The following is a 23746-nucleotide window of genomic DNA, read 5'->3' as shown; positions in this document are numbered from 1 at the left end:
ATCTTTTTCTACAAATATATGAGGCTGGTTAAATGGGCAATTGCTCGGCTCATTACATTTCGCCCAGCTTAATCTTGGATTGAGCCTCACTCACGGTTTGTTTACCGAATAACAAATCCATCATCGAAATGATTCGTTTGTTGTCTTTACCCCATTTATCTGGATTCGCGCTGTTTGGTGCTTTAAATTCAACTTGTCCTACTTTTTCGTTATTTTTGTAGGCTTTGATCTGAGCATCAGCGATAAATGTTCTAAAATCCCAGCTCCAGCGTGATACGTAAGTAAGTGTCAGCTCAGAGCTAACAGGAGGAGTGCCATCGCTTACGACTGTGCATTTGTGGGCGGTATCCAAACACCAGTCTTGCATCGAATCTAAGAAAACATCTCGCGTGGCGTTGTCTTTTACGATGGTGATTTCCTTGCTCTGATTTTCTTTCGAGATTGTTTCTACCGTATACTTTGGTGCCGCACATGCAGCTAATAGAATAGGCAAGCTTAGAATGATGAGTTTTTTGTGCATCTTATGTCTCTTTTTTTTTAAATTTATATATTCAAACAACTTCAAGATACTGAGTTCAACGAGAATAACTAACAAGCATGGCAACTGTTATTAACAAAACCTTTAGAGTAGAAGGGTTTGTTTCGGGAGTATGCCAATGTCTCGATGCAAAATAATTAGTAAGAGATTGCTATTGCGTTATGTTAACTCTTGAACTTATGTCCGTATCAATGTCCAGAATTCTTCGCATTGAAGTTTTTGAAGTGCAATTCTAACGGAATTTTAAATTGCTGCATAATGCTCAATTAAGAGGAATAGGGGAGCTTATCGTTAAACATAACGTGTAGTGCTGTAAATTGGTCCCTAAGACTAAGCTAAAAGGGCCTAATGTTTTAAAATAGCTTCTTGTCTATTCTGCTGTGTGAGTTTTCAATGTTGTCTCATACTAGCCACTTAAAAGAGCGCTGTAAGAACTCGTCTGCATTATCAAGGACGATTTCACCGTGAGCCATAACCAATATATTAGGTTTCCAAGACAGCAATTTATTTAAGTGTTTTCGAGCCTCTTGTTTGCTAAACATAAAACTTAGGCGCCAATCCAAAGGCATTTTTCCATTCGGAGCAAGAATACCGGCCCCTTTAGCCACAAACCGCTGCCAGTAGTTAAAGTCCTGGCCAGAAAAATTCTCGACGAGGTCAGTAACAATTAAGGTCTTTGAAAGTCGATGATAAAACACACACTCTTCCATTAATGGAGAGCCAGAAAATAGTTCTTGTTCAATCTCAGAGTTCCAAGCATTACCGCCTTGGTTAAGTGAAGCGTGAAAGTGTATATCACGGCACTTCTTAATGACTTCATCTGTGCCATAAATTTCTGCGCTAGGATAGGCAAATACCCATTCAGATAAGAACAAGTGGTGTAAATGATTAGGAGCGATTAAGTATTTCACTTGGCCTAGATTGTTGATTTGCTCTTTAATCGAATTTGATAACTGAATTGGACTATGAACCCAAAGGCCACCATCAGAAAGCCTAACAATAGTCATACGAGTGGTGTATGGGAGTCCTAAGAATTGGACGGGATCTCCGTCAAATATCCATATCTCATGGGCTAACTTTTTCATGTCTCTCCAACCGTTAACACTGTATTAAGGCGGCATTTAAGTTACTCAAAAGCTGCCTTGCTGCACAATAAACGCTTCGCTAAGCGTAAACCAAAAATATTAGGTTTACCAAACCCTTATTGAGTGCAGCTGTATGTCTTTGAGTATTTTTATACTGAACGGCGTAAAGTAGTTTTAAGAGGATCATTTGACTTGATAGAACAAAACCCCGCTATTTTTGAGCAGGGCTTTGCAATTAGATAAAGGGGCTAACCGATAATGAAGAAGAAAATCGCGGTTGCAACAATACCAATCAACGCATAAGGAAACTGTGTGGTTGCGTGTTGCATTGCTGTACAGCCTGAGCCTTGTGCAGATAACACGGTTGAGTCACTAAAGAAACAAGAGTGGCTCCCTGCCGCTGATGCTGAAAGCAGCGCTGCAACGGTTAAGTGTAGAGGCACACCAAGCTGTTCGCCCAAAGGTAGAACAATTGGCATCGCTACTGCAAACGTTCCCCAAGACGATGCCGTTGCAAATACCAACGCGCCCGTAATCATAAAGATAATCGCAGGGAAGTAAGACGCTGACAGGTAAGGGCTGACGGTCTCAATGACATACTGCGTGACGCCCAATGAGTCGTTGACCGATTTCAACATGAAACCACCAATAACGGTCGCAAGCGGCAGTAGCATAACTTTAATGCCATCATAAACAGCTTCGAACATGTCGTTCATCGAGAGCAGTTTTTGTGCGCCGTAAAAGCTAATAGTAAAGATTAACGCGACGAAAACACCAGCAAGTAGATCGATACCAAAATACCAACTTGCGGCAACAAGTACGATCATTGGTAACAAGAAGTTGACAAGGCCCATGGTTGGGTTGGTATGTGCAGATACATCGGGACCAAAGTCGACATCTGTTGCACCGTCTGGACGAACTTGACCATTCTTCGCACGCTTTTCTGCCTTTTTCATCGCGCCTAGATCTGGGACCTTTTCCATTGCAACCAGCAAAACAATCACCAGCGTTACCCAGCCGTAAGCCATGTATGGAATAGCTTCAATGTATGCTTTGATACCATCTCCCGCTTCTGCTACTCCGTTTGCTTCTAGCAAAGAACTGAAGAAAATTGCCCAAGTGGAAATTGGTACGAGGATACAGATAGGTGCGGCGGTTGAATCCACAAGATATGAGAGCTTTTCACGCGAGATTTGGTAGCCGTCCGTAACTTTTTTCATTGAGGAAGAAATTGCAATCGCATTCAAATAATCGTCGATAAAGATCAGAATACCTAACGCAAAGGTCATCAGCATCGATTGCTTACGGCTTTTTACTTTCGTGACCAGCATGTCGGAGAAGCTTAAGATACTGCCGCCTTTCTCCAAAATAGCAATTAGGCCGCCCATCAAACCACAAACGAGGATGATCCAGGCGATAGTTTCATCCATCATTACACTCATGGAAATATCAACAATCTGTTCCACCGCTTCAGTTGGGTTAAGCAGAAGAACACCGGCAATAGCGCCGCTAAAGAGGGCTTCCACAGTTCGGTGTGTTGTCAGCGCAAAGACCAATACCAACGCCGTTGGTAAAAGACTCATCCATCCGTAGGCTTCGCCTTCCTCATGGTTCAAACCGATTGTGGTAAAAAAGACAAACGTCGCAACCGAGATTAAAGAAACAATAATGTGTTGAGAGTTGATTTTAAGAGGCGCATCCAGCGCCTTGGTCTGCGTAGTCATAAAGTTCATTTCCTTTGTTTATGCCGAGTGCAACATCCAGTCGATTTCCAATGGAGTAATCGCTCGCTCAAATTCTGCGAGTTCACTCTGTTTGCAAGCTAGATACAAATCGATAAAGTCTCTTGAGATGTATTGAGCTAGCTCACTGTGCTCCAGTCGCTCTAGAGCTTCTGACATACGCAGAGGTAACTCAATTGCATCATCACTGAGAGTCGGTGGACATTGATCTTTGGTGTAGCTTTCACTCGCTAATACTGCGGAAAGTACTACTGCAGCGAGAATGTATGGGTTAACGTCAGCGCCTGCTATACGATGCTCTATACGGCGATTTTTGCTATCGCTGATAGGCACACGCAACGCAACACCGCGGTGGTTTTCTCCCCAATCGGCTTTGGTTGGGACGTAAGCGCCAGGAACAAAGCGACGGTAAGAGTTAACGTTAGGACAGATTAGGGCCATGGCATCGGATGTTTGTGACAGCATCGCTGCCATGGTTTGATAGAAGAAGGCGCTCGCTTGACCGTCTGATTGGCTAAAGTGGTTGTTACCATCTGTATCAACCAAGCTGAGATGAATGTGCATGCCATTACCCGCTTGCTCACTAAAAGGTTTCGCCATAAATGTGGCGTCAAATCCGTGCTGATGAGCGACCTGGCGAATCAAGCGTTTTGCGATGATGATTTCATCACATGCTCGAAGTACATCTTTAGAATGGTTGAAGTTGATTTCGAACTGCCCTGGTGCCGATTCAGATAGGGCTCCGGAAGTGTTTAAACCTTGTTCTAATGCAATTCGATTAAGGTCGGCCAAGAAATCAGCGTAGTCATCTAGTCCATCAAGGTCGTAAACCTCGGTATCTTTTTCTCGAGTTTTTTTCGTGGGGTTAATTGCCGTTAATGGTTCGCCATTTTCGCCGCGGGTTTTGTCTATTAAATAGAACTCCAGCTCGAGCGCGACACAAGGATATTGGTCTTTAGCATGCAGTGTTTGCAATATAGAAGCGAGAATGTTTCGGATGAACAGTGGGTTAGGGTGCTGCCCGGTTTCATCCATCATACTAAGCAGTAGCTGACCAACTTGTTCTTTTGCCGTCGGCATTAAGGTGCCGCTGATTGGATAGCAGAGGTTATCTGGTTCTCCGAGATCTTCTCCCAACCCGGCCGTTTCAACGACGTTACCTTTGGTATCTAGGGTGATGGTCGAAAGGGGGAGGGCAACACCTTTATTCAGTTTTTCTAGAGCATCTATCGGGATGCGTTTTCCTCTTGGGGTGGCATTTATATCGGTAAAGATGAGATCGATAAATTCAATATCGGGCCATTTTTGTTTAAAATTTTGTACTTCCTGTAGATACGATTCCATTTTCTTCTCCAAATAGCCTGACGAGTAGAAATTAGAAATAACCAAATTAACAAATAAATTACAGAACTCTGAACGAGTTGTTTGTTTTTCAGGTTATTTTTAATTTAAACATGCACTTATACTGTGCCTTTGATGTTTAACGGCTTGTTTTTATGTCTTTCTGTTAACTATTTTGTAACAGTTGGTTTTGTTTTGTTCAATATAATGAGCATAAATATTCAGTTTTGAAGCCTAAAAAGTGCGCCAGATCACGTTGCGACGATAATAATGGTCATCTGTGTTGATAATTTTGTACATGGTTTGTAGGGTTTGTGTTAAATAAATTGAACACGGACATATCATGGCAGATACACACAAACCCATCATTGGTGTGGTTAGCTGCGCTAAAGAGTTGGGTGGCTATCAGATACAAGCGGTCAACGACTTTTACCTTCGCGCCATAAAGGATTTTGGAGGACTACCGATTATGTTGGCTCCCGACATGTCGGGCGATGACGTAACCACCATCCTAGACATATGTGATGGTTTTCTTTTTCCTGGCAGCCACTCTAACGTTGCGCCACATCGATACAATGCAACGCACGAAGAGAGCTACAAAGATGAAGCTCGTGATGAGCTCTCATTCACGTTAATTCGTCATGCGGTTGACCAAAACATTCCGTGCCTTGGTATTTGCCGCGGCTTTCAAGAGATGAATGTCGCACTTGGTGGCTCGTTAAACCCAGCCGTTCATGACTCCGGCTTCAATGACCATCGTGAAGCGCCTGTTGAAGATTTCGAACAAAAATACGCGCCAGCACACGCTGTGCTAGTTCAAAAGCAGAGCTTATTTGAACAATGGCTGGTGCAAAATCATTGGGAAAATACCACCTTCTTTGAAGTGAACACACTACACAACCAAGGCGTCGATCAGCTTGCTCCTCTATTACAAGTAGAAGCTAAAGCCCCGGATGGCTTGGTAGAAGCATTTAGTCTTCCTAATCAAAAATTTTTCGTTGGCGTGCAGTGGCACCCAGAATGGGAAGCAAAAACCAATCATTTCTCTCAAATTTTGTTCAATGAATTTATGATGGCTACCTCTCGTTAAACGTTTGGAGCTGTATGAATGGACAATCAAGAGATTGGTAAAAATATTGTTCAGTTACGAAAAAAACATGGATTGTCACAAAGGGAACTAGCCGAGCGCGCTGGTATTACCCACAGTGCAATCTCATCCATTGAAAATGGAAAAGTGAGCCCGTCGGTCAGCTCACTACAAAAAATCGTTAATGTATTTTCTTTATCGTTATCAGAGTTTTTCACTTTTGAACAACCTTCGAACGAGGAAGTGAAAGTAGTCATCAAGCCGTCAGATCTTGTGGAAATCGGGAGCGAGACGGTGTCCATGAAACTGGTAACGAATGGCGACAAAGATCAAGTCATCGGATTCTTGATCGAGGAATACGCACCTTATGGAACCACTGGTGCGGCAGAAATCAAACACGAAGGCGAAGAGATTGGCACCGTATTAGAGGGTGAAATCACTCTGGAATATAAAGGGCAATCTCATGTCATAACAGCGGGAGAGTCGTACATTATTGATACGACGAAGCCCCATCGATTTACAAATCACACAGACAAGGCTTGTCGAATGATAAGTGCGCATACGCCAACCACATTTTAGTGGGGGCTTGCCTTGTGTGATCACAAGGAGAGCGTATGAAAACCCAAGAGCAATGGATTGAACTAAAAAACAATCTAAACATCGAAAACAGGGCGTACATTAACGGTGAATACAGTGCCGCTTTAACAGGGCAAACCATCCCGGTAGTTAACCCAGCAACAGATGAGATATTCACCGAAATCGCCCGTTGCCAAAATGAAGATGTTGATCTCGTGGTTTCATACGCTCGCCAAGCATTTCAATCCGGTCAGTGGAGCGAGAGCAGCCCAGCTCATCGCAAAGCAGTGCTTAAACAGTTTGCTGACTTGATTGATCAAAACCAAGAAGAATTGGCTCTGCTAGAAACGCTTGATACCGGTAAGCCTATCTCTCACAGCTTCTCTACCGATATTCCTGGCGCGGCGAGTGCATTACGCTGGTACGCAGAAGCAATCGACAAAGTATACGGCGAAGTTGCCCCAACCGAAAAAGATGTACATGCCTTTATTTCCCATCAGCCAATTGGCGTGGTCGCTGCGGTTGTGCCGTGGAACTTCCCCCTTTGGCTTGCGTGCTGGAAGCTTGGCCCTGCTTTAGCCGCTGGTAACAGCGTGATTCTAAAACCGTCAGAAAAATCTTCTCTCACCGCGATATTCCTAGGTCAACTTGCTTCTCGAGCGGGCTTGCCAACAGGCGTTTTCCAAGTCGTTACGGGTTTTGGTCATGAAGCTGGCGACGCGCTGGCGAAACACCAAGACGTAGACTGCATCGCCTTCACAGGCTCGACGCGCATTGCAGGTCAACTGATGGTCAGATCGGGTGAGAGCAACCTAAAGCGTGTGTTTGCAGAAGCGGGCGGCAAGAACGCGAACATCGTGTTTGAAGATTGTGATGATTTAGACCGCGCAGCAGCAGATACCGCTGCAGGGTGTTTTTACAACCAAGGTGAGGTGTGCGTCGCGGCAACCCGCCTGCTTGTTCACGAAAGCATCAAAGAGCAGTTTATAGAAAAAGTTATTCAAGCGTCGAAAGCGTTCACGCCAAAAGACCCAATGGACCCAAGTTCATCAATGGGTGCGCTCATCGACCAAGATCATAAATCAAAAGTATTGGAATACATCTCGTTAGGTGAATCAGAAGGTGCAAACGTACGTTGTGGCGGCGATGTCGATGGGCAGGGCGCATTTGTTTCCCCAACCATTTTAGACAACGTCGACAACAAGATGCGTGTCGCCCAAGAGGAAATTTTTGGTCCGGTGCTGTGTGTCATTCCATTCAAAGACGAAGCGCAAGCAATCGAGATCGCTAACGATTCGAAGTACGGCTTAGGCGCGGCACTCTGGAGTAGCAATATCAACCGCGTTCATCGCGTAGCAAAACGACTGCAAGCCGGCTCGGTTTGGGTTAACAACTACAACGAAGGTGACATGACGGTTCCATTTGGTGGATTCAAAATGAGCGGAAACGGTCGAGACAAGTCTCTCCACGCGATTGAAAAATTCACCGAAACCAAAACCACTTGGATTCGCCTCCATCCTTAAGCCTGCTGACGATTACGATAAATAAAGGAATAGTTCTATGAACAAGCATACGGATTCGTTCTACGCGCACTCTGTGCCAAACATGCCGGAATACACACAATTACAAGACAACATCGAGTGCGATGTGTGTGTAGTCGGTGCGGGATTCTCTGGTCTTTCTTCTGCACTGCACCTAGCGGAAAAAGGTTTTAAAGTTGTTGTGCTAGAAAGCGCAAAAGTGGGCTTTGGGGCAACTGGTCGTAACGGCGGCCAAATCGTTAATAGCTACAGCCGAGATGTTGACGTGATTGAAAGCCGTTACGACCAAAACCAAGCTAAAGCTCTGTGCGATATGATTTTTGAAGGCGGCGATATCATCCGTGGTCTGATCGACAAATACGACATCAACTGTGATTACAAGCAAGGCGGCTTGTTCACGGCACTGAATAGTAAACAACTCAAAGGGCTAGAAGAGCATAAGAAGAACTGGGAGCGTTACGGCAACGACCAACTGACTCTGCTTGACGCAGGAGAAGTAGAACAAGCGGTAGGGACCAAAGTGTACACTGGTGGCTTGTTGGATATGCGCGGTGGTCACATTCACCCGCTTAAACTCGCGTTAGGTGAAGCCGCTGCGTTTATTTCTCTGGGTGGCCAAATCTTCGAACAGTCGGCGGTCGTGTCGATTGACAAAGGGATTAACCCAGTAGTCAAAACGGCGCAAGGTAGCGTGAAGAGCAAGTACGTGGTTTTGGCAGGTAACGCGTATCTTGGTGGGTTGGCACCAAACATCAGCAACAAAGCGATTCCGTGTGGCACACAAGTGGTGGCGACTCAGCCTTTGAGTGATGAGCAGCTAAAACAAGTGCTGACCAGTGACTACTGCGTTGAAGACTGTAACTACTTGCTTGACTACTTCCGCTTAACCGCCGACAAGCGTTTGTTATTCGGAGGTGGCGTGGTTTACGGCGCACGTGACCCAGAAAACATTGAAGCATTGATTCGTCCGAAGATGGAGAAAGTCTTCCCACAATTGAAAGGCATCAAGATTGATTATACCTGGACGGGTAACTTCTTGCTGACTTACTCACGCATGCCGCAATTTGGCTCGTTTGCAGACAACATTTACTACCTACAAGGCTACAGCGGTCACGGTGTAACGTGTACTCACCTCGCAGGCAAGTTGCTGGCAGAAGCATTGACCGGACACGCTGAACGTTTCGATGCGTTTGCTGCACTGAAACATTACTCCTTCCCAGGTGGCCGCCACTTCCAAATTCCGTTTACGGCAATGGGCGCGGCTTACTACAACCTACGTGACAAACTGGCGATTTAAGAGATAAGGAATATCCAATGAGCAAAGTGGTGAAATTTGCAGCCCTTCAACTGACGAAAAGCTGGGATCTGGAAGATAACCTAGCCAAAGCAAAAAAGGCGATTCGTGAAGCAGCACAAAACGGTGCGAACGTGATTCTTCCGCAAGAGCTGTTCGCTGCGCCTTACTTCTGCAAAAAACAGGAAGCAAAGTATTTCGAGCTTGCAGAAGAAACGGAGAATTGTCGTCTTATTAAAGAGATGAGTGCGTTAGCTAAAGAGCTCGGCGTGGTGATTCCTGTCAGCTACTTTGAAAAAGCGGGCAATACGTTTTTTAACTCGCTAGTGATGATTGATGCCGATGGTACGGTACTAGATAACTACCGCAAGTCACACATTCCTGATGGCCCGGGCTACAGCGAAAAGTACTATTTTAGCCCTGGCGATACCGGTTTCAAAGTGTGGCAAACCAAGTTCGGTAAGTTCGGTGCTGGCATTTGTTGGGACCAATGGTTCCCAGAGCTTGCGCGCAGCTTGGCTCTGCACGGCGCGGAAGCGATTTTTTACCCAACTGCAATCGGTTCTGAGCCTCAAGATCCGACACTGGATTCACGTGATCACTGGCAACGTACAATGCAAGGTCACTCGGCAGCAAACCTCGTTCCAGTCATCGCGTCAAACCGAGTTGGTACTGAGGTCGATGATGGTATCGAGACCACGTTCTACGGCTCTTCTTTTATCACTGACCACACTGGTGCAAAAATTGCCGAAGCACCACGTGAAGGTGAAACCATCATTTACGCAGAAATCGATCTCGCTGCGATAGCGAAAGCGCGTCATGCGTGGGGCTTGTTCCGCGACCGTCGTCCAGACCTCTACACCAGCGTTGGCAAGCTAGCTGTTTAAAGAGGCGTTAGTATGAAGTTATCGACAACACCAGCGCAAGATGGCTTCTATTTTCCGGCTGAGTTTCAGCCGGTTAGTGAAGTTTGGCTAGCGTGGCCAGAAAGGAAAGACAATTGGCGTGATGACGCATTACCCGCGCAAGAAACCTTTGCCAGAATCGCGAACTTAATCGCGGAAGTGACCAAAGTGTGTGTGGCGGTGTGCTCGCACAACTTTGACCGAGCGCGTCAAATGCTTCACTCAGATGTACGTTTGGTGGAAATCCCATTTAACGATGCGTGGATGCGCGATATTGGACCGACCGTGCTCGTGAATCAGGCGGGCGAGCGCCGTGGGATTAGTTGGCAATTCAACGCGTGGGGCGGCGAATACAACGGGCTTTACGATAACTGGCAGCAGGACGATCTTGTCGCTGGCTCGGTATGCGACATCATCGGTATTGATCATTACCGTGCTCCGTTTGTACTTGAAGGAGGGGCGATTCACACCGATGGTGAAGGCACCCTTTACACCACAGAAGAGTGCTTACTCAGTCCGGGGCGAAATCCGCAATTGAGCAAAGCGCAAATCGAAGAGCAGTTAAAGGCGTATCTCGGTATCGAAAAAGTCATTTGGTTGCCAAATGGTTTATTCAATGACGAAACAGACGGCCATGTTGACAACCTGATGCACGTGATCGCACCGGGTAAGGTGGTACTGAGTTGGACCGATGACTCAAGTGACCCGCAATACGCGTTATCTCGTCAAGCAGAGCAAGTGCTGAAATCGCAGCACGATGCGAAAGGACGCGAGATTGAAATTGTCCGTTTGCCATTACCGGGTCCGTTGCATTACAGCGAGCGCGAAGCCAATGGCATTGACGCCAGTTCAGGAATGAGTCGACAAGCTGGCGAACGCCTAAGTGCCTCTTATGCGAACTTTCTTATCGTCAACGAGCATGTGTTCTTGCCGATGCTGGACGAAGAGACCGACGCTATGGCGATCGATATTTTGCAAAACGCGATGCCGGAATACCAAATCATCGCGATACCGTCGAGAGAGGTTCTACTCGGCGGAGGGAACATTCACTGTATTACGCAGCAGATCCCTGCTTAAACATAAACTCGCCGCTGGCTTAGCGGCGATGATGAGTTGTCAAAAGGAATGACCATGCAACAGATACAAAACCAAAGCCTTGTTTCGTTTATGGTAGCGAATCCACAACAGGGCATTGCAGTGACTAATCCGGCGACCGGAGAACTCCTCGGGTACGCACCAGTCTCAACCGAAAACGACATTTTAAATGGCATTGAACGTGCCAGTGTGGCGCAGAAAAAGTGGGCGGCACTGCCAGCAAAAACGCGCGCTGGCATGCTCAATCGTTGGTTCCAACTTCTGTTAGAAAACAAAGCCGACCTTGGCCGCTTAATGACGTTAGAGCAAGGTAAGCCGCTGGCTGAAGCTCAAGGTGAAGTGCTTTACGGCGCGAGTTTTATCGAATGGTTTGCTGAAGAAGCGAAACGTACCTACGGTGAGACGATTCCTGCCCCAAGTGCGGACAAGCGTTTGGTGACCATCAAACAGCCAATTGGTGTCGCCTGTGCGATTACGCCTTGGAACTTCCCAATTGCGATGATCACGCGCAAAGCAGGGCCAGCTTTAGCGGCCGGTTGTAGCTTTGTCGTAAAACCATCTGAATCTACGCCGCTGTCTGCGTTTGCGGTCGCAGAGCTTGCCTATCAAGCGGGTATCCCTCGCGATGTGCTGCAAGTGGTTCTGGGTGAAAATTCACGTCAGGTAGGCGCTATTTTTACTTCGCATCCGTTGATTCGTAAGTTGTCTTTCACTGGCTCGACCCAAGTTGGTAGTGTGCTGATGCAGCAAAGCGCGGCGGACATTAAACGTACCTCAATGGAGCTCGGTGGCAACGCGCCGTTTATCGTATTCGATGATGCCGACATTGATGCAGCCGTGGCGGGTGCGATGGCGTCGAAATTCCGTAACGCAGGTCAAACGTGTGTGTGTGCGAACCGTTTCTACGTACACAGCAAAGTGTATGACGAGTTCGTTGCTAAGTTCGACGCTGCGGTTCAGCAGCTCAACGTCGGTAACGGCTTAGAAGAGGGCGTAAACATCGGTCCTGTGATCAGCGAATCGGCAAAGCAAGGCATTCAAGCGTTGATCGATGGTGCTATCGAGCAAGGTGCTAAGCCAGTTTCAGAACTCAAAAAGCTGGATGGTCTATTTATGCAGCCAGTGATACTCAAAGACGTTACTCACGACATGAAGATTGTCTCTGAGGAAATCTTTGGCCCTGTCGCGCCAGTGATTCGTTTTGACAGTGACGCACAGCTGATCGAAATGGCGAACGACACCATTTACGGTCTTGCGTCGTACTTCTACAGCCAAAACATCCACCGTGTTTGGAAAATCGCAGAAGCGCTCGAATACGGCATGGTCGGCATTAACGAAGGTATGATCTCTACTGAAGTTGCTCCTTTCGGTGGTGTTAAGCAGTCCGGCATCGGACGCGAAGGAGCAAAACAAGGTATCGATGAATACATGGACGTGAAATATCTCTGCTTTGGCGGCAGCTAATTAAGGACAAAACAATGACAAACCAACAACTACACGAAAGAAGAAGCCAAGTTATCGCTCAAGGCATGGGCGCACTATACCCACTTTACGTCGAGAAAGCAGAAAACGCTTACGTATGGGATATCGAAGGCAACAAATACATCGACTTTGCAGCGGGCATCGCGGTAACTAACACCGGGCATTCTCACAAACGTATCAGTGAAGCGGTAAAAGCTCAGTTGGATAACTTCTCGCACACGTGTGCGATGGTTACGCCGTATGCGTCATTCGTTGAGCTGGCAGAAAAGCTGACAGAACTTGTACCAGGTGAGACTAAGAAGAAAGCGATCTTTCTAACCACTGGCGCCGAGGCGGTCGAAAACGCAGTGAAAGTAGCGCGCGCTCATACGGGTCGTAGCGGCGTGATAGCATTTAAAGGCGGCTTTCACGGTCGTACTAACATGACGATGGGGTTAACTGGTAAAGTTGCGCCGTACAAAGCGGGCTTTGGTCCTTTCCCGAACGAAATCTACCACGCGCCGTACCCAAATGCGTTCCACGGCATCAGTGTGGAGCAAAGCTTACAAGCGATCGACGATCTATTTGCTTGCGATATCGAACCTTCACGCGTTGCGGCGATCATCTTCGAGCCAGTGCAAGGTGAGGGCGGCTTCTACAAAGCACCTGAAGCGTTTGCACAAGGCTTGCGTCAGCTGTGTGATAAGCACGGTATTATGCTGATTGCCGATGAAATCCAAACGGGTTTTGCTCGTACCGGTAAAATGTTTGCAACAGAGTACCTAGGCATTGAACCAGACCTAATGACAATGGCGAAAGGCATTGCTGGTGGTTTCCCAATCTCAGCGGTGGTTGGGAAAGCGGATGTGATGGACTCTGCGCTGCCGGGTGGTTTAGGTGGCACTTACGCGGGCTCGCCACTTGGTTGTGTTGCTGGTCTTGAAGTGCTGAAAATTATCGAAGAAGAAGATTTGTGTGCTAAAGCGATGGGCATTGGTGAAGTGGTCAATGCACGTATGACCAAACTGCAACAATCTGTGCCTGCTATTGGTGAAATCCGTACCACGGGTGCAATGATGGCGATTGAGTTTACTGACCCAGAATCAGGCAAACCACTGCAAGAGATGACCAAAGCGGTGATTTCTAAAGCGCAAGAAAACGGCCTTATTCTGCTTTCTTGTGGAGTAAAAGCGAACGTGATTCGTCTGTTACCTCCACTGACCATCGAATCTGACGTACTGAACGAAGGCTTAGATAAGTTGGAAAAAGTGATTCTTGAAGTGGCGTAATTCACGCGCTTTTAAATAGCAATAACAAATCAAGGAAGCGGTTGGCATCAATCGTTTCCTTTTTATTTTTTAGCGTATCTGCTGCCTATCTAAAAAGTATTGCTCAAGCTCCAAGTCGTCACTTTTATTACGGATGACTTAACAATTGGGCTCGTTCTTACTTTCCACTTAGTCGCTACTTTGTTCTCCTCGAATGTGGTTTGGTGCTCGCATTCTAAATCCCGACATCTGAAAGCCACTTGAGTCTATCATTTTATTGAGCGTCATTCCTCACTTTTTGGACTATAAAAATGAGATAGTATTCATATCCCACTTAGGTTGCTTGTCAGATTAGCAGGACGAACTTTGATAACAAAGAATACAAGGTATGCCATTTTACTCGGCTTAGTTCCCATCGCCATATTTGTAGTGGCCTTTCATTCGATAACCAACTTTTACGTCAACTCGGTAAAAGCGTCGAAAATAGATGCTTACGTAGAATATTTAAATCAAAGGTCTGCCTATTTGGACAGAGCAATAGTGAAGCAGATTGCTCAGTTAGATTTTACTTGTAGTGATAGTGATGTAAGAACTTTACGCGACCCACGTTTTTATAACCGTTACATTCGTTTTATTGCGATGACCACAGAAGGCGGAAAAACGTGTTCCACGGTTGGTAGTGAAGTGTCTCGCCCATCTAGTAGTGAACGATTTCAGATGGATGAGAACTTTTTCGCATCACTCATTTTGCCGCAACAGAATGACCAAATAGAGTGGATGGTCATTTATGATAATGAACACGTTGAAGTCTTCTGGGTACTTGATAACAGTTGGGTTAACGAGGTAATAAAAACGCCTTGCAAAGACTGCCTATTTGTAGAGTTTAAGTATGATGAACCAATATTTGGTGATTTAACGATAAGCCGTGGCAAAGCGAATATTGCAGGAGAAGAAAACGCACTCTCAAAAGAGTTTTTCTTTTCAGGAGAGTCTCAAGCCAACATGCTCATCAAGATATACAGCGGTGAAAAACTTAAAAATTATGCTCAGGAAAGAGTACTTTTGTGGGGCGGTCTTGTAAGTGTGCTTGCAGGTCTTGTGACTGCCTTTGCATACATATCTGGTAAAGGCTTGAGAAAATCCATTACAGGTCTAATTGAAAATGGGATTAGTAATGCAGAATTTATTCCTTACTACCAGGCGATTGTCGATAGTCGCGATGGTAAGACAGTAGGATATGAAGCTCTGATTCGATGGTCGCGACGTGATGGAATGGTGCCACCAAATATGTTTATTGGTGCTGCAGAAGAAAGTGGCCTGATTATTCCGATGACGAATCAGCTTATTCGTAAAATCATACAAGACTTAAGTGACTTACCCGAGCATACGTGGGTCAGTATCAATATTGTTTCCTCCCATTTAGAGTCAGGTGTATTAACGAAGTTGCTGTCGGAGTTAAATTGGCCAATCTCGAATAGAATTCATTTTGAGTTGACCGAGAGAATACCAGTAAAAGACACTGAGGCCGCGAAAAAAGAGATTTTGTATTTAACGAATAAAGGCTACAAGTTCAAAATTGACGATTTTGGTACCGGATATGGTGGCTTTTCTTACCTACAAGATTTGGGCATCCGGTGTGTAAAAGTGGATAAGATGTTCATTGATCCAATAGGATCTGACGATCAAAAGTTGAAAGTGCTGGACTCAATTGTGTCTGCAGCGAACAAAGCGGAATGTGAGATGATTGCAGAAGGTGTAGAGAGCCAGGCTCAAGTCGAATATCTGGCTCAGCATGCGATTTACCTTATTCAAGGTTATGTTTACGCTAAACCAGAGCCCCTGACTAACCTTGCAAGCGCTTAACAGCCATAACGTCATAACATCCCGCTTTAAAGGTGCCAGTTTCCTAGGTTAGCGCGGCTCTTTTCGTTTTGATTGACGTAATGAGCTGAGGTAGTAATGACATTACGATCATTCCTAGCATTAAGCTGTATTGCAGAGGAGTGAACGTTTCCCCCAATAGCAGTAGGCCCGAAACAATGCCTGCGACTGGGTTTGCAATACCACCAAAGGTAAAATCTACGACCGACATCCGCTGTAATAACCATACATACATGCCATACCCTAATGCGGTGTTCAGAATAACTACCCACAGTAACCCTAGAATATTCGTCATGGATACGTCCTGAACGACCGTAACATATGGCTCTGGATTGTTTATCGCCAGCACACTTGTTGCGATAGACATAATCACGCCACCCAAAATGAGCTGCCATGTTAGCACTGTCCACCAGTGCATTTTTGTACCTAGTGACTTTGTTACGCTACTTCCTATCACGATGCACATAATGGCGGAGATCATCGCAAGTAAGCCCACGGGTTCGAGAGAAATAGAGCTAGGATCAAATAAGAACCAAGCTAAAGCAATCAAAGTTGCGCCGCTTATCGCTTGAATGCCACTAGGCTGACGTTTGTAGACCGCCCAACCAAACAGCATCGCAAAAACGGGGACCGAAACCATACCAACACCAGAGATGGCAGAAGGAAGCGTCAACGCCATGACAAAAATGAGACCAAAGAAGCAAGCGATGTTGATGGTTCCTAAAACAAGCAGCACTTTCCACTCACTTCTTTTTGGAAACGAGGGCTTTATTGCCAGCAACAAAAGACCCGCAGGCAGTGCCCTTAGAGCACCAAGTAAAACGGGAGGCCAGTCCGGTAGAGTAAACTGAGTAACAGCGTAAGTCGTCCCCCAAAAAAAGGCAGGAATCATCGCAAGTAAAATGTTCATGTTAAATATCTTTATGTAGAGATAATTAAATGTAACGATATCGGCAAGGTGACTTTTTGTAAAGTATCTTTATGTTAAAATAAAAAATATATGATGTTTGGAGAGAAATAATGGATGCAATTGATAGAGTGGTAGAGCAGTGGGCTAGGGAGAAGCCAGACCTCGACACTGAACCGATGGCAATAATGGGTCGACTAATGCGAATTGCAAAACACATGGAATCTAGGGTCGCCGAGCTACATAAGAAGTACGATCTGAAAATGGGTGAATTTGATGTGTTAGCGACACTGCGTCGAGCTGGTTCACCATATTGTCTTACTCCCTCAGCGTTAATAGAGTCGATGATGCTCACTTCGGGTGCGATGACTAATCGCTTAGATAAACTAGAGAAGAAAGGGTTTATTACCAGAACCCATAGTAAAGAAGACCGACGTAGCGTCACCGTTGAACTAACAGGGCAAGGCTTAACCTTAATTGACAAGCTAATTTTGGAGCATGTAGACGTTCAGCAATCGTTATTGCATGGTTTAGAAGGCAATGAAAAAGAGCAGGTTAACCAGGCGTTAAAATTGCTATTGCCACAATTTGAGTGAGAATGCAGAAGGAGGCAGGGGATATGAAAAGCAAAGAACTAGAACAATACTTAAGTACCTTCATGTGTGCAGAAAGCGATTTCCCATTTGGGCCTGAAGCGCTTGTTTACAAAATCAAAGGCAAGATGTTTGCCATCATTGCAGAGAGAAACGGTCGGGAGTATGTCAGCGTAAAAGTAAAACCAGAAGATGGAGAAGTCTTAACGTCGCAGTTTACGGACATTATCCCGGGTTATCACTTAAATAAGCGTCATTGGATAACGGTTTATTTTAACGGTGATGTCGAGGATGGGTTGATTCAAGACTTGTGTGAACGCTCTTATGCTCTTGTCGTTGCCAAGCTGCCGAAAGCACAACGAGCGTTGCTTGGTGAGTAATCGGCAACGCACTGGCCTCTGTTGTTTTGTCGCTCGTTGCTCGTAGCCTTTACGGAAAAATTCGCACCTTTTTCATCCTCGGGCTATATAAGAATAAGAAGGTGGAAAAGGGGAATGATATGCGAGCATTATCTGAATGGCTAAAAGAATACGGGGAGAGTCACCAAAACCCTATCAACCAAAAGATTCACACAATCGCAGTTCCAGGTATTTACCTTTCTGTGGTTGGACTTATTTGGTCGATTCCCCAGATTTCATTATTAGGCTTCGAACTTAATTGGGTTTGGGTAGCGGTGATCCCCACTTGGGTTTTCTATTTTCGTTTGTCTCTGAGTGTATTCATGATGATGATCGGCTACACATTAGCGTGCATTGGCCTTATTTGGTCGCTAGAGGTATTGATGTTGCCCGTTCTGCATATTTCTATGCTCTTGTTTGGCGTATTGTGGATATTGCAATTTATCGGTCACAAGATTGAAGGTAAAAAACCGTCGTTTTTTGAGGATTTACAGTTTCTACTCATCGGCCCGATTTGGGTGTTCAGAAAACACTAGCGATAAGCAAAATCAGGCATCATCCGAATGACACAAGACATATAACGTTCAGAGATTATGTAGCTCTTACTACAGAATACCTCTCCTTCTTATTGCCACGACAAGCATTCACTTTAGATACGCACTATGATTAAAGAGGTGCCAACGCACTTTACGCTATCGAGATACTTAAACTTACGGCAAGTTTACTTTAGGGGGATGAATGTACGACCGACAATATAAATATGCCTATTGGAGAGAAGAGCGTAAAAAAGGCAAATGGCACTATATATTAAAGTCCTTCTTTATGATTTGTTGTGCATTACTGCTTGGTAAAGTCATCGGTTTGTTCATTTTTGGAGAGCTGCATTCTTTAAGCGACATTTGGGAACAACTCCCTGCGGATGTTTTTATTATGATGCTCGTGGGCTTCCCAATTAGTGTCCTTGGTTGGTACCACGAAGAGTCAAAGTTTTTCCGGGCACTGCGACGCAAAGAAAAGCGGTTAAAAGGCAATCAAAACAAACCGAAATAGAGTAACCTTTGTCTCTGTTTGGATTGCCACTTACCTATCTGATCGATTCTATCCCTTCCAGTCGTTTAGCGTTTAGTTACGTGTTGCAAAAAGCCTTCTTAATACAACAGCCCCCAGTGTTGTGGAAATTGGTACTGTAAGAAACATTAAAAAACGAAGTTGAGCATTAGCGTATAAAGGCTCGCACTGTCATCCTTTGGGGCTGATGAAAACGCGCCAGAGCTATTATTGTAGGCGTTGAACCTTTGCCATTCTGCATTCAGGGAAACGTTGTAATCTAGGTCGTATCTCAACCCGAGTAAGAAACTGTCTCCACTTTTTTTATCCCGACTATTAAACTGCTGACCGTAAACAATATAAGGAGTCAGCTTGTTTACATTATAACTTGTTGTCGCGTACCAAGATGAGGAAAGATTGCTGGTCTGTCCTTCTGCCATAATCACAATGTTATCGAGCTCGTATCTTAACCCTAGAGAAAACAGATCGATCGTGTTGTTTTTTTCTGTTTCAACTAGACGGTCAATGATTGTGGTTCCGCCACCGGGAGTGGACTGCTCAATGTTAGAGAGCGTCGTTGTTTGATCATAATCGCCGTGGAGGTAGGAAAAATTCCAACGATAGCTCTCTCCGCTTAGCGTTAAGTTCATCCCTGCAGTATTGTTTGACTCAATTTCCAATTCAGTACGTTCATTGATGGTTACGTCACTATTGTCTTTAAACCCGACAAACGGCATGGCGGTAAGTACGACTTGCTCATTGAGGTCATGAATCCAGCGTGCAGATAGGCCGTTATAAGCCGTGATACCTAGAATGCTGTCATATACCTCATTCGGTGGGCGGGCTTGGGTAAAAGCGTGGCCGACATAGTTGTACTCAGACATCAAAAACAGTGGCAGTCTTAAGCGTCCTCCTCGTATTTCTATGTTTTGATAGGTATAAGCCAAATACGCCCACTCGAGCTGAGGCGAGCTCCAATGGTCTTGCGGGCGCTTTACGACTTGTGCGGATGCCCGAAATGCCTTGTGAAAATAATCGAGCTGCATGCCGAAAGTGGTATCGCAATCGAAACAAGATTCATCGCCAATAAAGCGGTTAACTAGTAACGTAGTTGGGTTATCGGATTTTGCCCACGAAGTAGAGCCAAAACCACTTAAAGAAAGTTGTTCTGTTAGTTCAATCGTGGCTGAGCTCGGAAAGGTCGCGATACTCAGCGATAACATGGTTAAATATTTTTTCATATCAATTCTCCGAGCTAACCACACATAAAACATGAGCATTACTAGGGACGCTCGATGTTGGGGCATAACCAATTCTATTCGGCTTCTCTTGCATCCATGCTATGAGGTCATCAATGCTGGAGCGTGCAATCACTTTTGGCGGTCTAGCTTTACCTGAAAAAGACAAGCTTGCCCAATGCGCGTTCATTTGCGCTAAATTTTTGTTGAGAAGATAACGATAGAACTCAGCTCTTTCTGTTGATGTCGCAGGCCAGTCAGAGAGTTCAATTCGCTGGCCTTGTAAAAGTTGCGTCTTCCCTCTGTACAACTTTCGCGCTTTATTGACAGTGAGCGGAGAGAATTCGTCATTAAATGAGAAAACGGCGTAGCTCTCTGCAGCGAGAGCTTGGCAATTTAATGAAAGAAGGGCAATCAGAATAAACAGATAGCGTTTTATGTAACGCAAAGGAAAAGCAACGCGAGAATGATTTCTACTCATAGAATCCACCTACATTGCTTGTTCAATTTGATACAACAGTTTTTCTTTGCGCACAGGCTTTGGTACGTAGGCATCCATTCCTGAATCAAAGCAGCGTTGAATATCATCATCAACGACGCTTGCTGTTAATGCGATAATGGGCGTCTTAGCTAATCCTTTACTCGCTTCATAAGCTCTAATTTGCCTAGAAGCTTCAAACCCATCCATTATGGGCATCATGCAATCCATCAAAATAACATCAAACTTTCCATCTTTTTGGAACATTTCGACTGCAATTTGTCCGTTTTCTGCGACTTCGAATTGATAGCCTGCTTTAGATAGCAATAGAGAAGCCACTTTCTGGTTCACTCTATTATCTTCGACAAGCAAGATGCGTTCGGAGCGAATAGGCGTTACCGTTGCTTCTGGTTGCTCAGAACTTGCAGGTAGTTCATGAGTTTTATCGGGGGTGGTGTTCTCTTGGTGTGGTTCAGCAGGCGTCGTGTTGGAAACACGTAACCCAATTGCCTTATCTAACTTCTCTTTAAGCAACCCTGCTTTAAACGGTTTGGGCACATAGTCATCCATTCCAACGTCAAAGCATTTTTGTATATCGTCATCGACCACACTTGCCGTTAGAGCAATAATCGGAATTCTGAAAGCGCGTTTTTCTTTTACTTCTATTTGACGAATTATTTGGGTGGCTTCAAATCCATCCATTACGGGCATCATGCAGTCCATTAAAATTAGGCTGTATTGATTCTGTTGAAATTTCTCAACCGCTTCTTGTCCGTTTACAGCGACATCAAAGTCGAAGCCAGCTTTTGTGACGTGTAGCCCCGCGATTTTTTGATTGACCGTATTGTCATCAACGACCAAAATTTTCGGCAGAGATTTAACATGTTGCGCTGAAGTGCTCTCTTGTTGTGCGTGCGAGAAATTTGCCGCACAACTTTCAAGTGCTTTAATTAAGCGCTGCCCTAGTAGTGGCTGAGTGACCAAGGCGCTGATACTGTTTCTAAAGTCGAATTGTGGGCTATGAAGGTGCTTGATGAGGCAGACACGAATGTTTCGTTTACAAAGGCTTTCTATCTCATCGATATGCATCGCCGCTGCATTTGGTGATGCTTCTACATGAATAACGATAACGCGCTCGTTATCAATCCACGTTGGCAACGCACTTAAGGTATCTACTGACTGCGTTATATTGATGTTGAAAAAACTTAACTCGTTACGCAGTTTTTGTTCTAGTTGAGTACTGCTGCATACAATCCATATATCGTTGTGATTCAGAGCGTGATAAGCGTTAAACTCTTGCGTCACAACAGGAGCAGTTAGTTCAAAGAAGAAGCGACTGCCTTTACCTTTCTCGGATTCAAGTTGAATTTCTCCACCCATTAGCTCAACTAATTGCGTGCTAATGGCAAGCCCAAGTCCAGTTCCCCCAAATTGTCGGGTAGTAGAGTTATCCTCTTGGGCAAATGGAGCAAATATTTTCTTTTGCTGCTGGGCATCAATACCAATTCCAGAATCTTTAACGGAAAACTCGATGACCGCTTCACCATTTTTAATTTCGCGGGTGATGACCGATAGCTCTACACTGCCTTGTTCGGTAAATTTTACCGCGTTAGACATGAAGTTCATGACAACTTGGCGTATACGATGGTCATCCAACATTACGTGGTAAGGCGTGTTACGGCTAATGTTGACTTGCACATCGATGCCTTTTTCCTTTGCTTTCGGTGAAATGATAGAAGCAATGTCATAGATAGACTCTCGAACACAAGTTGAATGTGGGCTAATGAGCAACATCCCAGATTCAATTTTTGAGAAGTCTAGAACGTCATTAATTAAACTCAAAAGCAGTTGGGAGGAGGTTTCAATCGTGTCGACGTAATCGCGTTGTGTGGCAGTCAGGGAAGTATCGGATAACACTTCAGAGATGCCAATAACGCCATTTAGCGGCGTGCGGATCTCGTGGGACATGTTGGCCAAAAAGCTACTTTTGGCTTTACTCGCCTTAATTGCATCATCTTTTGCTTGTTCTGCATCTTCTTTAGCTTGTGTGAGCTTTAGTCTGGACAACATCCGCTCATCACTAAGCTTTTTTACCTCTCGAGCAAACTTACTCAGCTCGTCTTTACCCTTTATTAGTTGAGCAAGAGGTGAATTTTCAGTGTTACTTTGTTCATTGCTTTCGTTACTGAGAAATTTGAGGACTAGATTCAAGTTTCCAGTAACTTTTCGCACCAATCTTAGCGTTAAACTTACGACCAACAGCGTTAAAAGGCTCATCATTGCGATAAAGGTAAAGCGGTGCTGTGTCGTCGTGTTGATTGTCTTTGATATATCATCACTCAGCTGTTGTTCCATTTTGTCGTCAACACTTTGTAATAACGATAAGCGTTTGTTGAGTGCAGATAACCCCGCATCAATCTCATCCGGGGTTAATGATTTGAGTTGAGCTGGTTGCAATAAATAAGCACGAAACTCTTGGCTTTTGATAAAGACTTCACCCGTAAACGTCTCAATGAGCAGATCTACTTGTTGTTGATTGGCATTTAGCGTCACAAAACGCTCTAGAAATAGTTGTTGGTTCTGGATTAAAGATTGGATAGAAGCCTGTGTTGTGAGGTCATACTCGTTATTTTCCTCTGAAGATCGAATCAAATATTCGCTTAATCTATGCTCTTCAGTGGACCAAAACATCAACCATTCAAGTTGCATCAAAGAAGAAAGGTGAGTGTTTGTTTCATAACTCACATTTCTAAAATAGACTTTGTCTAAGCTCATGAGGATTTCTTTGAACGTATCAGCGCGCCACTCTGCCGCATCTAACTTTTCTTCTTGATTTTGCGAATAGAGCATCGAGAGGGTTGCTTCCTCAAAGCTTGTCAACTGGTTTAGTATCTCAGCGTTTTCACCGAATACTGGTGCAGCGGTGTCGCGTAACAATTGAGATATCTGCTGAGTTTTTAGTTGCTTATCTATTACATCAGGGTTATTCGGTAGGTGATAAAGCGAAGATACGCGGTCGATGTAGACAGAGAATAACTGTGCTTTTTGTAGTTCCTGAGCCTGGATAGAAAGGCTTTGTACATGTTTACCCGCGAGGACAAGCAACAATAAAATTGGCAGCAAAACCAACCCAAATAGCTTTTGTTTTACCGACAGGTTGTTCCAAGAAAAGATTCCTACCACGCGCATTTCCATATCCAAGAAGTTGATATGAAAAGTGTAGTTTATTTATCTCAGATGTTAGATTTTAAGAGAAAATTCATATTAATGA

21 protein-coding genes are annotated in these 23746 nt (G+C 44.9%); 13 read left to right on the top strand and 8 right to left on the bottom strand.

What is annotated here, in order from left to right; translation table 11 throughout:
* Positions 1-52: 52 nt before the first annotated feature.
* From R7E47_RS08640 to R7E47_RS08625, 4 genes are all read right to left on the bottom strand, one after another.
* Positions 53-520, bottom strand: coding sequence for an Sbal_3080 family lipoprotein (locus tag R7E47_RS08640; RefSeq protein WP_005385757.1), 468 nt, complete (start codon positions 518-520; stop codon positions 53-55).
* Between the two features lie 419 nt (positions 521-939).
* On the bottom strand, positions 940-1623 hold the full coding sequence (locus R7E47_RS08635; protein WP_086046699.1) for a DUF4336 domain-containing protein: 684 nt from the start codon (positions 1621-1623) through the stop codon (positions 940-942).
* Positions 1624-1871: 248 nt separating this feature from the next.
* Positions 1872-3347, bottom strand: coding sequence for a Na+/H+ antiporter NhaC family protein (locus tag R7E47_RS08630; RefSeq protein ID WP_318084096.1), 1476 nt, complete (start codon positions 3345-3347; stop codon positions 1872-1874).
* An 18-nt stretch (positions 3348-3365) separates the two neighbouring features.
* On the bottom strand, positions 3366-4709 hold the full coding sequence (locus tag R7E47_RS08625; RefSeq protein ID WP_005377815.1) for a glutamine synthetase family protein: 1344 nt from the start codon (positions 4707-4709) through the stop codon (positions 3366-3368).
* A 340-nt stretch (positions 4710-5049) separates the two neighbouring features.
* Here R7E47_RS08625 and R7E47_RS08620 point away from each other — a divergent pair, with 340 nt between their 5' ends.
* The 9 genes from R7E47_RS08620 to R7E47_RS08580 all read left to right on the top strand — a co-directional run bounded on the left by R7E47_RS08620 (position 5050) and on the right by R7E47_RS08580 (position 15796).
* On the top strand, positions 5050-5796 hold the full coding sequence (locus R7E47_RS08620) for a gamma-glutamyl-gamma-aminobutyrate hydrolase family protein (RefSeq protein WP_005377814.1): 747 nt from the start codon (positions 5050-5052) through the stop codon (positions 5794-5796).
* Positions 5797-5814: 18 nt separating this feature from the next.
* Entirely contained in the window at positions 5815-6372 is a 558-nt protein-coding gene (gene puuR / locus R7E47_RS08615) for an HTH-type transcriptional regulator PuuR (protein WP_054730171.1), read from the top strand.
* Positions 6373-6407: 35 nt separating this feature from the next.
* A complete protein-coding gene (locus tag R7E47_RS08610) occupies positions 6408-7892 on the top strand; it encodes an aldehyde dehydrogenase (protein ID WP_065274433.1) in 1485 nt (494 codons plus the stop codon).
* A gap of 37 nt (positions 7893-7929) precedes the next feature.
* Positions 7930-9207 (top strand): NAD(P)/FAD-dependent oxidoreductase, encoded by a 1278-nt coding sequence (locus R7E47_RS08605; RefSeq protein WP_206970034.1) that lies wholly within the window; start codon positions 7930-7932, stop codon positions 9205-9207.
* A 17-nt stretch (positions 9208-9224) separates the two neighbouring features.
* The gene (gene aguB / locus R7E47_RS08600) at positions 9225-10091 is read left to right on the top strand and encodes an N-carbamoylputrescine amidase (protein ID WP_033905196.1); all 867 of its coding nucleotides are present in this window, start codon (positions 9225-9227) and stop codon (positions 10089-10091) included.
* A gap of 12 nt (positions 10092-10103) precedes the next feature.
* A complete protein-coding gene (gene aguA, locus R7E47_RS08595) occupies positions 10104-11186 on the top strand; it encodes an agmatine deiminase (protein WP_065274435.1) in 1083 nt (360 codons plus the stop codon).
* Positions 11187-11240: 54 nt separating this feature from the next.
* The gene (locus tag R7E47_RS08590) at positions 11241-12668 is read left to right on the top strand and encodes an NAD-dependent succinate-semialdehyde dehydrogenase (RefSeq protein WP_318084093.1); all 1428 of its coding nucleotides are present in this window, start codon (positions 11241-11243) and stop codon (positions 12666-12668) included.
* A 14-nt stretch (positions 12669-12682) separates the two neighbouring features.
* The gene (gene gabT, locus R7E47_RS08585) at positions 12683-13954 is read left to right on the top strand and encodes a 4-aminobutyrate--2-oxoglutarate transaminase (protein ID WP_064368218.1); all 1272 of its coding nucleotides are present in this window, start codon (positions 12683-12685) and stop codon (positions 13952-13954) included.
* 519 nt (positions 13955-14473) lie between these two features.
* Positions 14474-15796: an EAL domain-containing protein gene (locus R7E47_RS08580; RefSeq protein WP_158174230.1), complete on the top strand. Its 1323-nt coding sequence runs from the start codon at positions 14474-14476 to the stop codon at positions 15794-15796.
* A 43-nt stretch (positions 15797-15839) separates the two neighbouring features.
* Here the strand turns inward: R7E47_RS08580 and R7E47_RS08575 are convergent, their stop codons facing one another.
* Positions 15840-16724, bottom strand: a complete 885-nt coding sequence (locus tag R7E47_RS08575; protein WP_213905925.1) for a DMT family transporter — start codon at positions 16722-16724, stop codon at positions 15840-15842.
* Positions 16725-16834: 110 nt separating this feature from the next.
* Between R7E47_RS08575 and R7E47_RS08570 the strand changes: the two genes are divergently transcribed.
* The 4 genes from R7E47_RS08570 (at position 16835) to R7E47_RS08555 (ending at position 18762) form a co-directional block, all read left to right on the top strand.
* Complete coding sequence (locus tag R7E47_RS08570; RefSeq protein WP_005377802.1) at positions 16835-17317, top strand: MarR family winged helix-turn-helix transcriptional regulator; 483 nt, start codon at positions 16835-16837, stop codon at positions 17315-17317.
* Between the two features lie 23 nt (positions 17318-17340).
* Positions 17341-17694 carry an MmcQ/YjbR family DNA-binding protein gene (locus tag R7E47_RS08565; RefSeq protein WP_017633985.1) on the top strand — a complete coding sequence of 118 codons (354 nt, stop codon included), beginning with the start codon at positions 17341-17343 and terminating at the stop codon, positions 17692-17694.
* 119 nt (positions 17695-17813) lie between these two features.
* Positions 17814-18248 carry a DUF962 domain-containing protein gene (locus R7E47_RS08560; RefSeq protein ID WP_005377800.1) on the top strand — a complete coding sequence of 145 codons (435 nt, stop codon included), beginning with the start codon at positions 17814-17816 and terminating at the stop codon, positions 18246-18248.
* A gap of 202 nt (positions 18249-18450) precedes the next feature.
* Positions 18451-18762 carry a hypothetical protein gene (locus tag R7E47_RS08555; protein WP_005377799.1) on the top strand — a complete coding sequence of 104 codons (312 nt, stop codon included), beginning with the start codon at positions 18451-18453 and terminating at the stop codon, positions 18760-18762.
* A 146-nt stretch (positions 18763-18908) separates the two neighbouring features.
* Here R7E47_RS08555 and R7E47_RS08550 read toward each other — a convergent pair whose 3' ends face one another.
* Genes R7E47_RS08550 through R7E47_RS08540 form a run of 3 tightly spaced genes read right to left on the bottom strand, consistent with a single transcriptional unit; the run spans position 18909 to position 23664 of the window.
* The gene (locus tag R7E47_RS08550; RefSeq protein ID WP_025766727.1) at positions 18909-20000 is read right to left on the bottom strand and encodes a hypothetical protein; all 1092 of its coding nucleotides are present in this window, start codon (positions 19998-20000) and stop codon (positions 18909-18911) included.
* A 1-nt stretch (position 20001) separates the two neighbouring features.
* Positions 20002-20478 carry a hypothetical protein gene (locus R7E47_RS08545; protein ID WP_017633987.1) on the bottom strand — a complete coding sequence of 159 codons (477 nt, stop codon included), beginning with the start codon at positions 20476-20478 and terminating at the stop codon, positions 20002-20004.
* A 9-nt stretch (positions 20479-20487) separates the two neighbouring features.
* Entirely contained in the window at positions 20488-23664 is a 3177-nt protein-coding gene (locus R7E47_RS08540; RefSeq protein WP_318084086.1) for a response regulator, read from the bottom strand.
* Positions 23665-23746: the final 82 nt, after the last annotated feature.

The organism is Vibrio sp. Vb1026 (genome assembly GCF_033338745.1).
Taxonomy (GTDB): Bacteria; Pseudomonadota; Gammaproteobacteria; order Enterobacterales; family Vibrionaceae; genus Vibrio; species Vibrio alginolyticus.
Note: the sequence above shows the minus strand (reverse complement) of the source record. Positions and strands in the feature narration are given on the sequence as shown.

What these genes read in the sequence shown, in the direction of transcription:
- R7E47_RS08590 (WP_318084093.1), top strand. Translation starts at nt 11,241, where the DNA reads ATGCAACAGATACAAAACCAAAGCCTTGTTTCGTTTATGGTAGCGAAT.
- R7E47_RS08620 (WP_005377814.1), top strand. Translation starts at nt 5,050, where the DNA reads ATGGCAGATACACACAAACCCATCATTGGTGTGGTTAGCTGCGCTAAA.
- R7E47_RS08640 (WP_005385757.1), bottom strand. Translation starts at nt 520, where the DNA reads ATGCACAAAAAACTCATCATTCTAAGCTTGCCTATTCTATTAGCTGCA.
- R7E47_RS08565 (WP_017633985.1), top strand. Translation starts at nt 17,341, where the DNA reads ATGAAAAGCAAAGAACTAGAACAATACTTAAGTACCTTCATGTGTGCA.
- R7E47_RS08625 (WP_005377815.1), bottom strand. Translation starts at nt 4,709, where the DNA reads ATGGAATCGTATCTACAGGAAGTACAAAATTTTAAACAAAAATGGCCC.
- aguA (WP_065274435.1), top strand. Translation starts at nt 10,104, where the DNA reads ATGAAGTTATCGACAACACCAGCGCAAGATGGCTTCTATTTTCCGGCT.
- R7E47_RS08605 (WP_206970034.1), top strand. Translation starts at nt 7,930, where the DNA reads ATGAACAAGCATACGGATTCGTTCTACGCGCACTCTGTGCCAAACATG.
- R7E47_RS08610 (WP_065274433.1), top strand. Translation starts at nt 6,408, where the DNA reads ATGAAAACCCAAGAGCAATGGATTGAACTAAAAAACAATCTAAACATC.
- R7E47_RS08570 (WP_005377802.1), top strand. Translation starts at nt 16,835, where the DNA reads ATGGATGCAATTGATAGAGTGGTAGAGCAGTGGGCTAGGGAGAAGCCA.
- R7E47_RS08560 (WP_005377800.1), top strand. Translation starts at nt 17,814, where the DNA reads ATGCGAGCATTATCTGAATGGCTAAAAGAATACGGGGAGAGTCACCAA.
- puuR (WP_054730171.1), top strand. Translation starts at nt 5,815, where the DNA reads ATGGACAATCAAGAGATTGGTAAAAATATTGTTCAGTTACGAAAAAAA.
- R7E47_RS08545 (WP_017633987.1), bottom strand. Translation starts at nt 20,478, where the DNA reads ATGAGTAGAAATCATTCTCGCGTTGCTTTTCCTTTGCGTTACATAAAA.
- R7E47_RS08550 (WP_025766727.1), bottom strand. Translation starts at nt 20,000, where the DNA reads ATGAAAAAATATTTAACCATGTTATCGCTGAGTATCGCGACCTTTCCG.
- R7E47_RS08635 (WP_086046699.1), bottom strand. Translation starts at nt 1,623, where the DNA reads ATGAAAAAGTTAGCCCATGAGATATGGATATTTGACGGAGATCCCGTC.
- aguB (WP_033905196.1), top strand. Translation starts at nt 9,225, where the DNA reads ATGAGCAAAGTGGTGAAATTTGCAGCCCTTCAACTGACGAAAAGCTGG.
- R7E47_RS08630 (WP_318084096.1), bottom strand. Translation starts at nt 3,347, where the DNA reads ATGACTACGCAGACCAAGGCGCTGGATGCGCCTCTTAAAATCAACTCT.
- R7E47_RS08540 (WP_318084086.1), bottom strand. Translation starts at nt 23,664, where the DNA reads ATGCGCGTGGTAGGAATCTTTTCTTGGAACAACCTGTCGGTAAAACAA.
- gabT (WP_064368218.1), top strand. Translation starts at nt 12,683, where the DNA reads ATGACAAACCAACAACTACACGAAAGAAGAAGCCAAGTTATCGCTCAA.
- R7E47_RS08575 (WP_213905925.1), bottom strand. Translation starts at nt 16,724, where the DNA reads ATGAACATTTTACTTGCGATGATTCCTGCCTTTTTTTGGGGGACGACT.
- R7E47_RS08555 (WP_005377799.1), top strand. Translation starts at nt 18,451, where the DNA reads ATGTACGACCGACAATATAAATATGCCTATTGGAGAGAAGAGCGTAAA.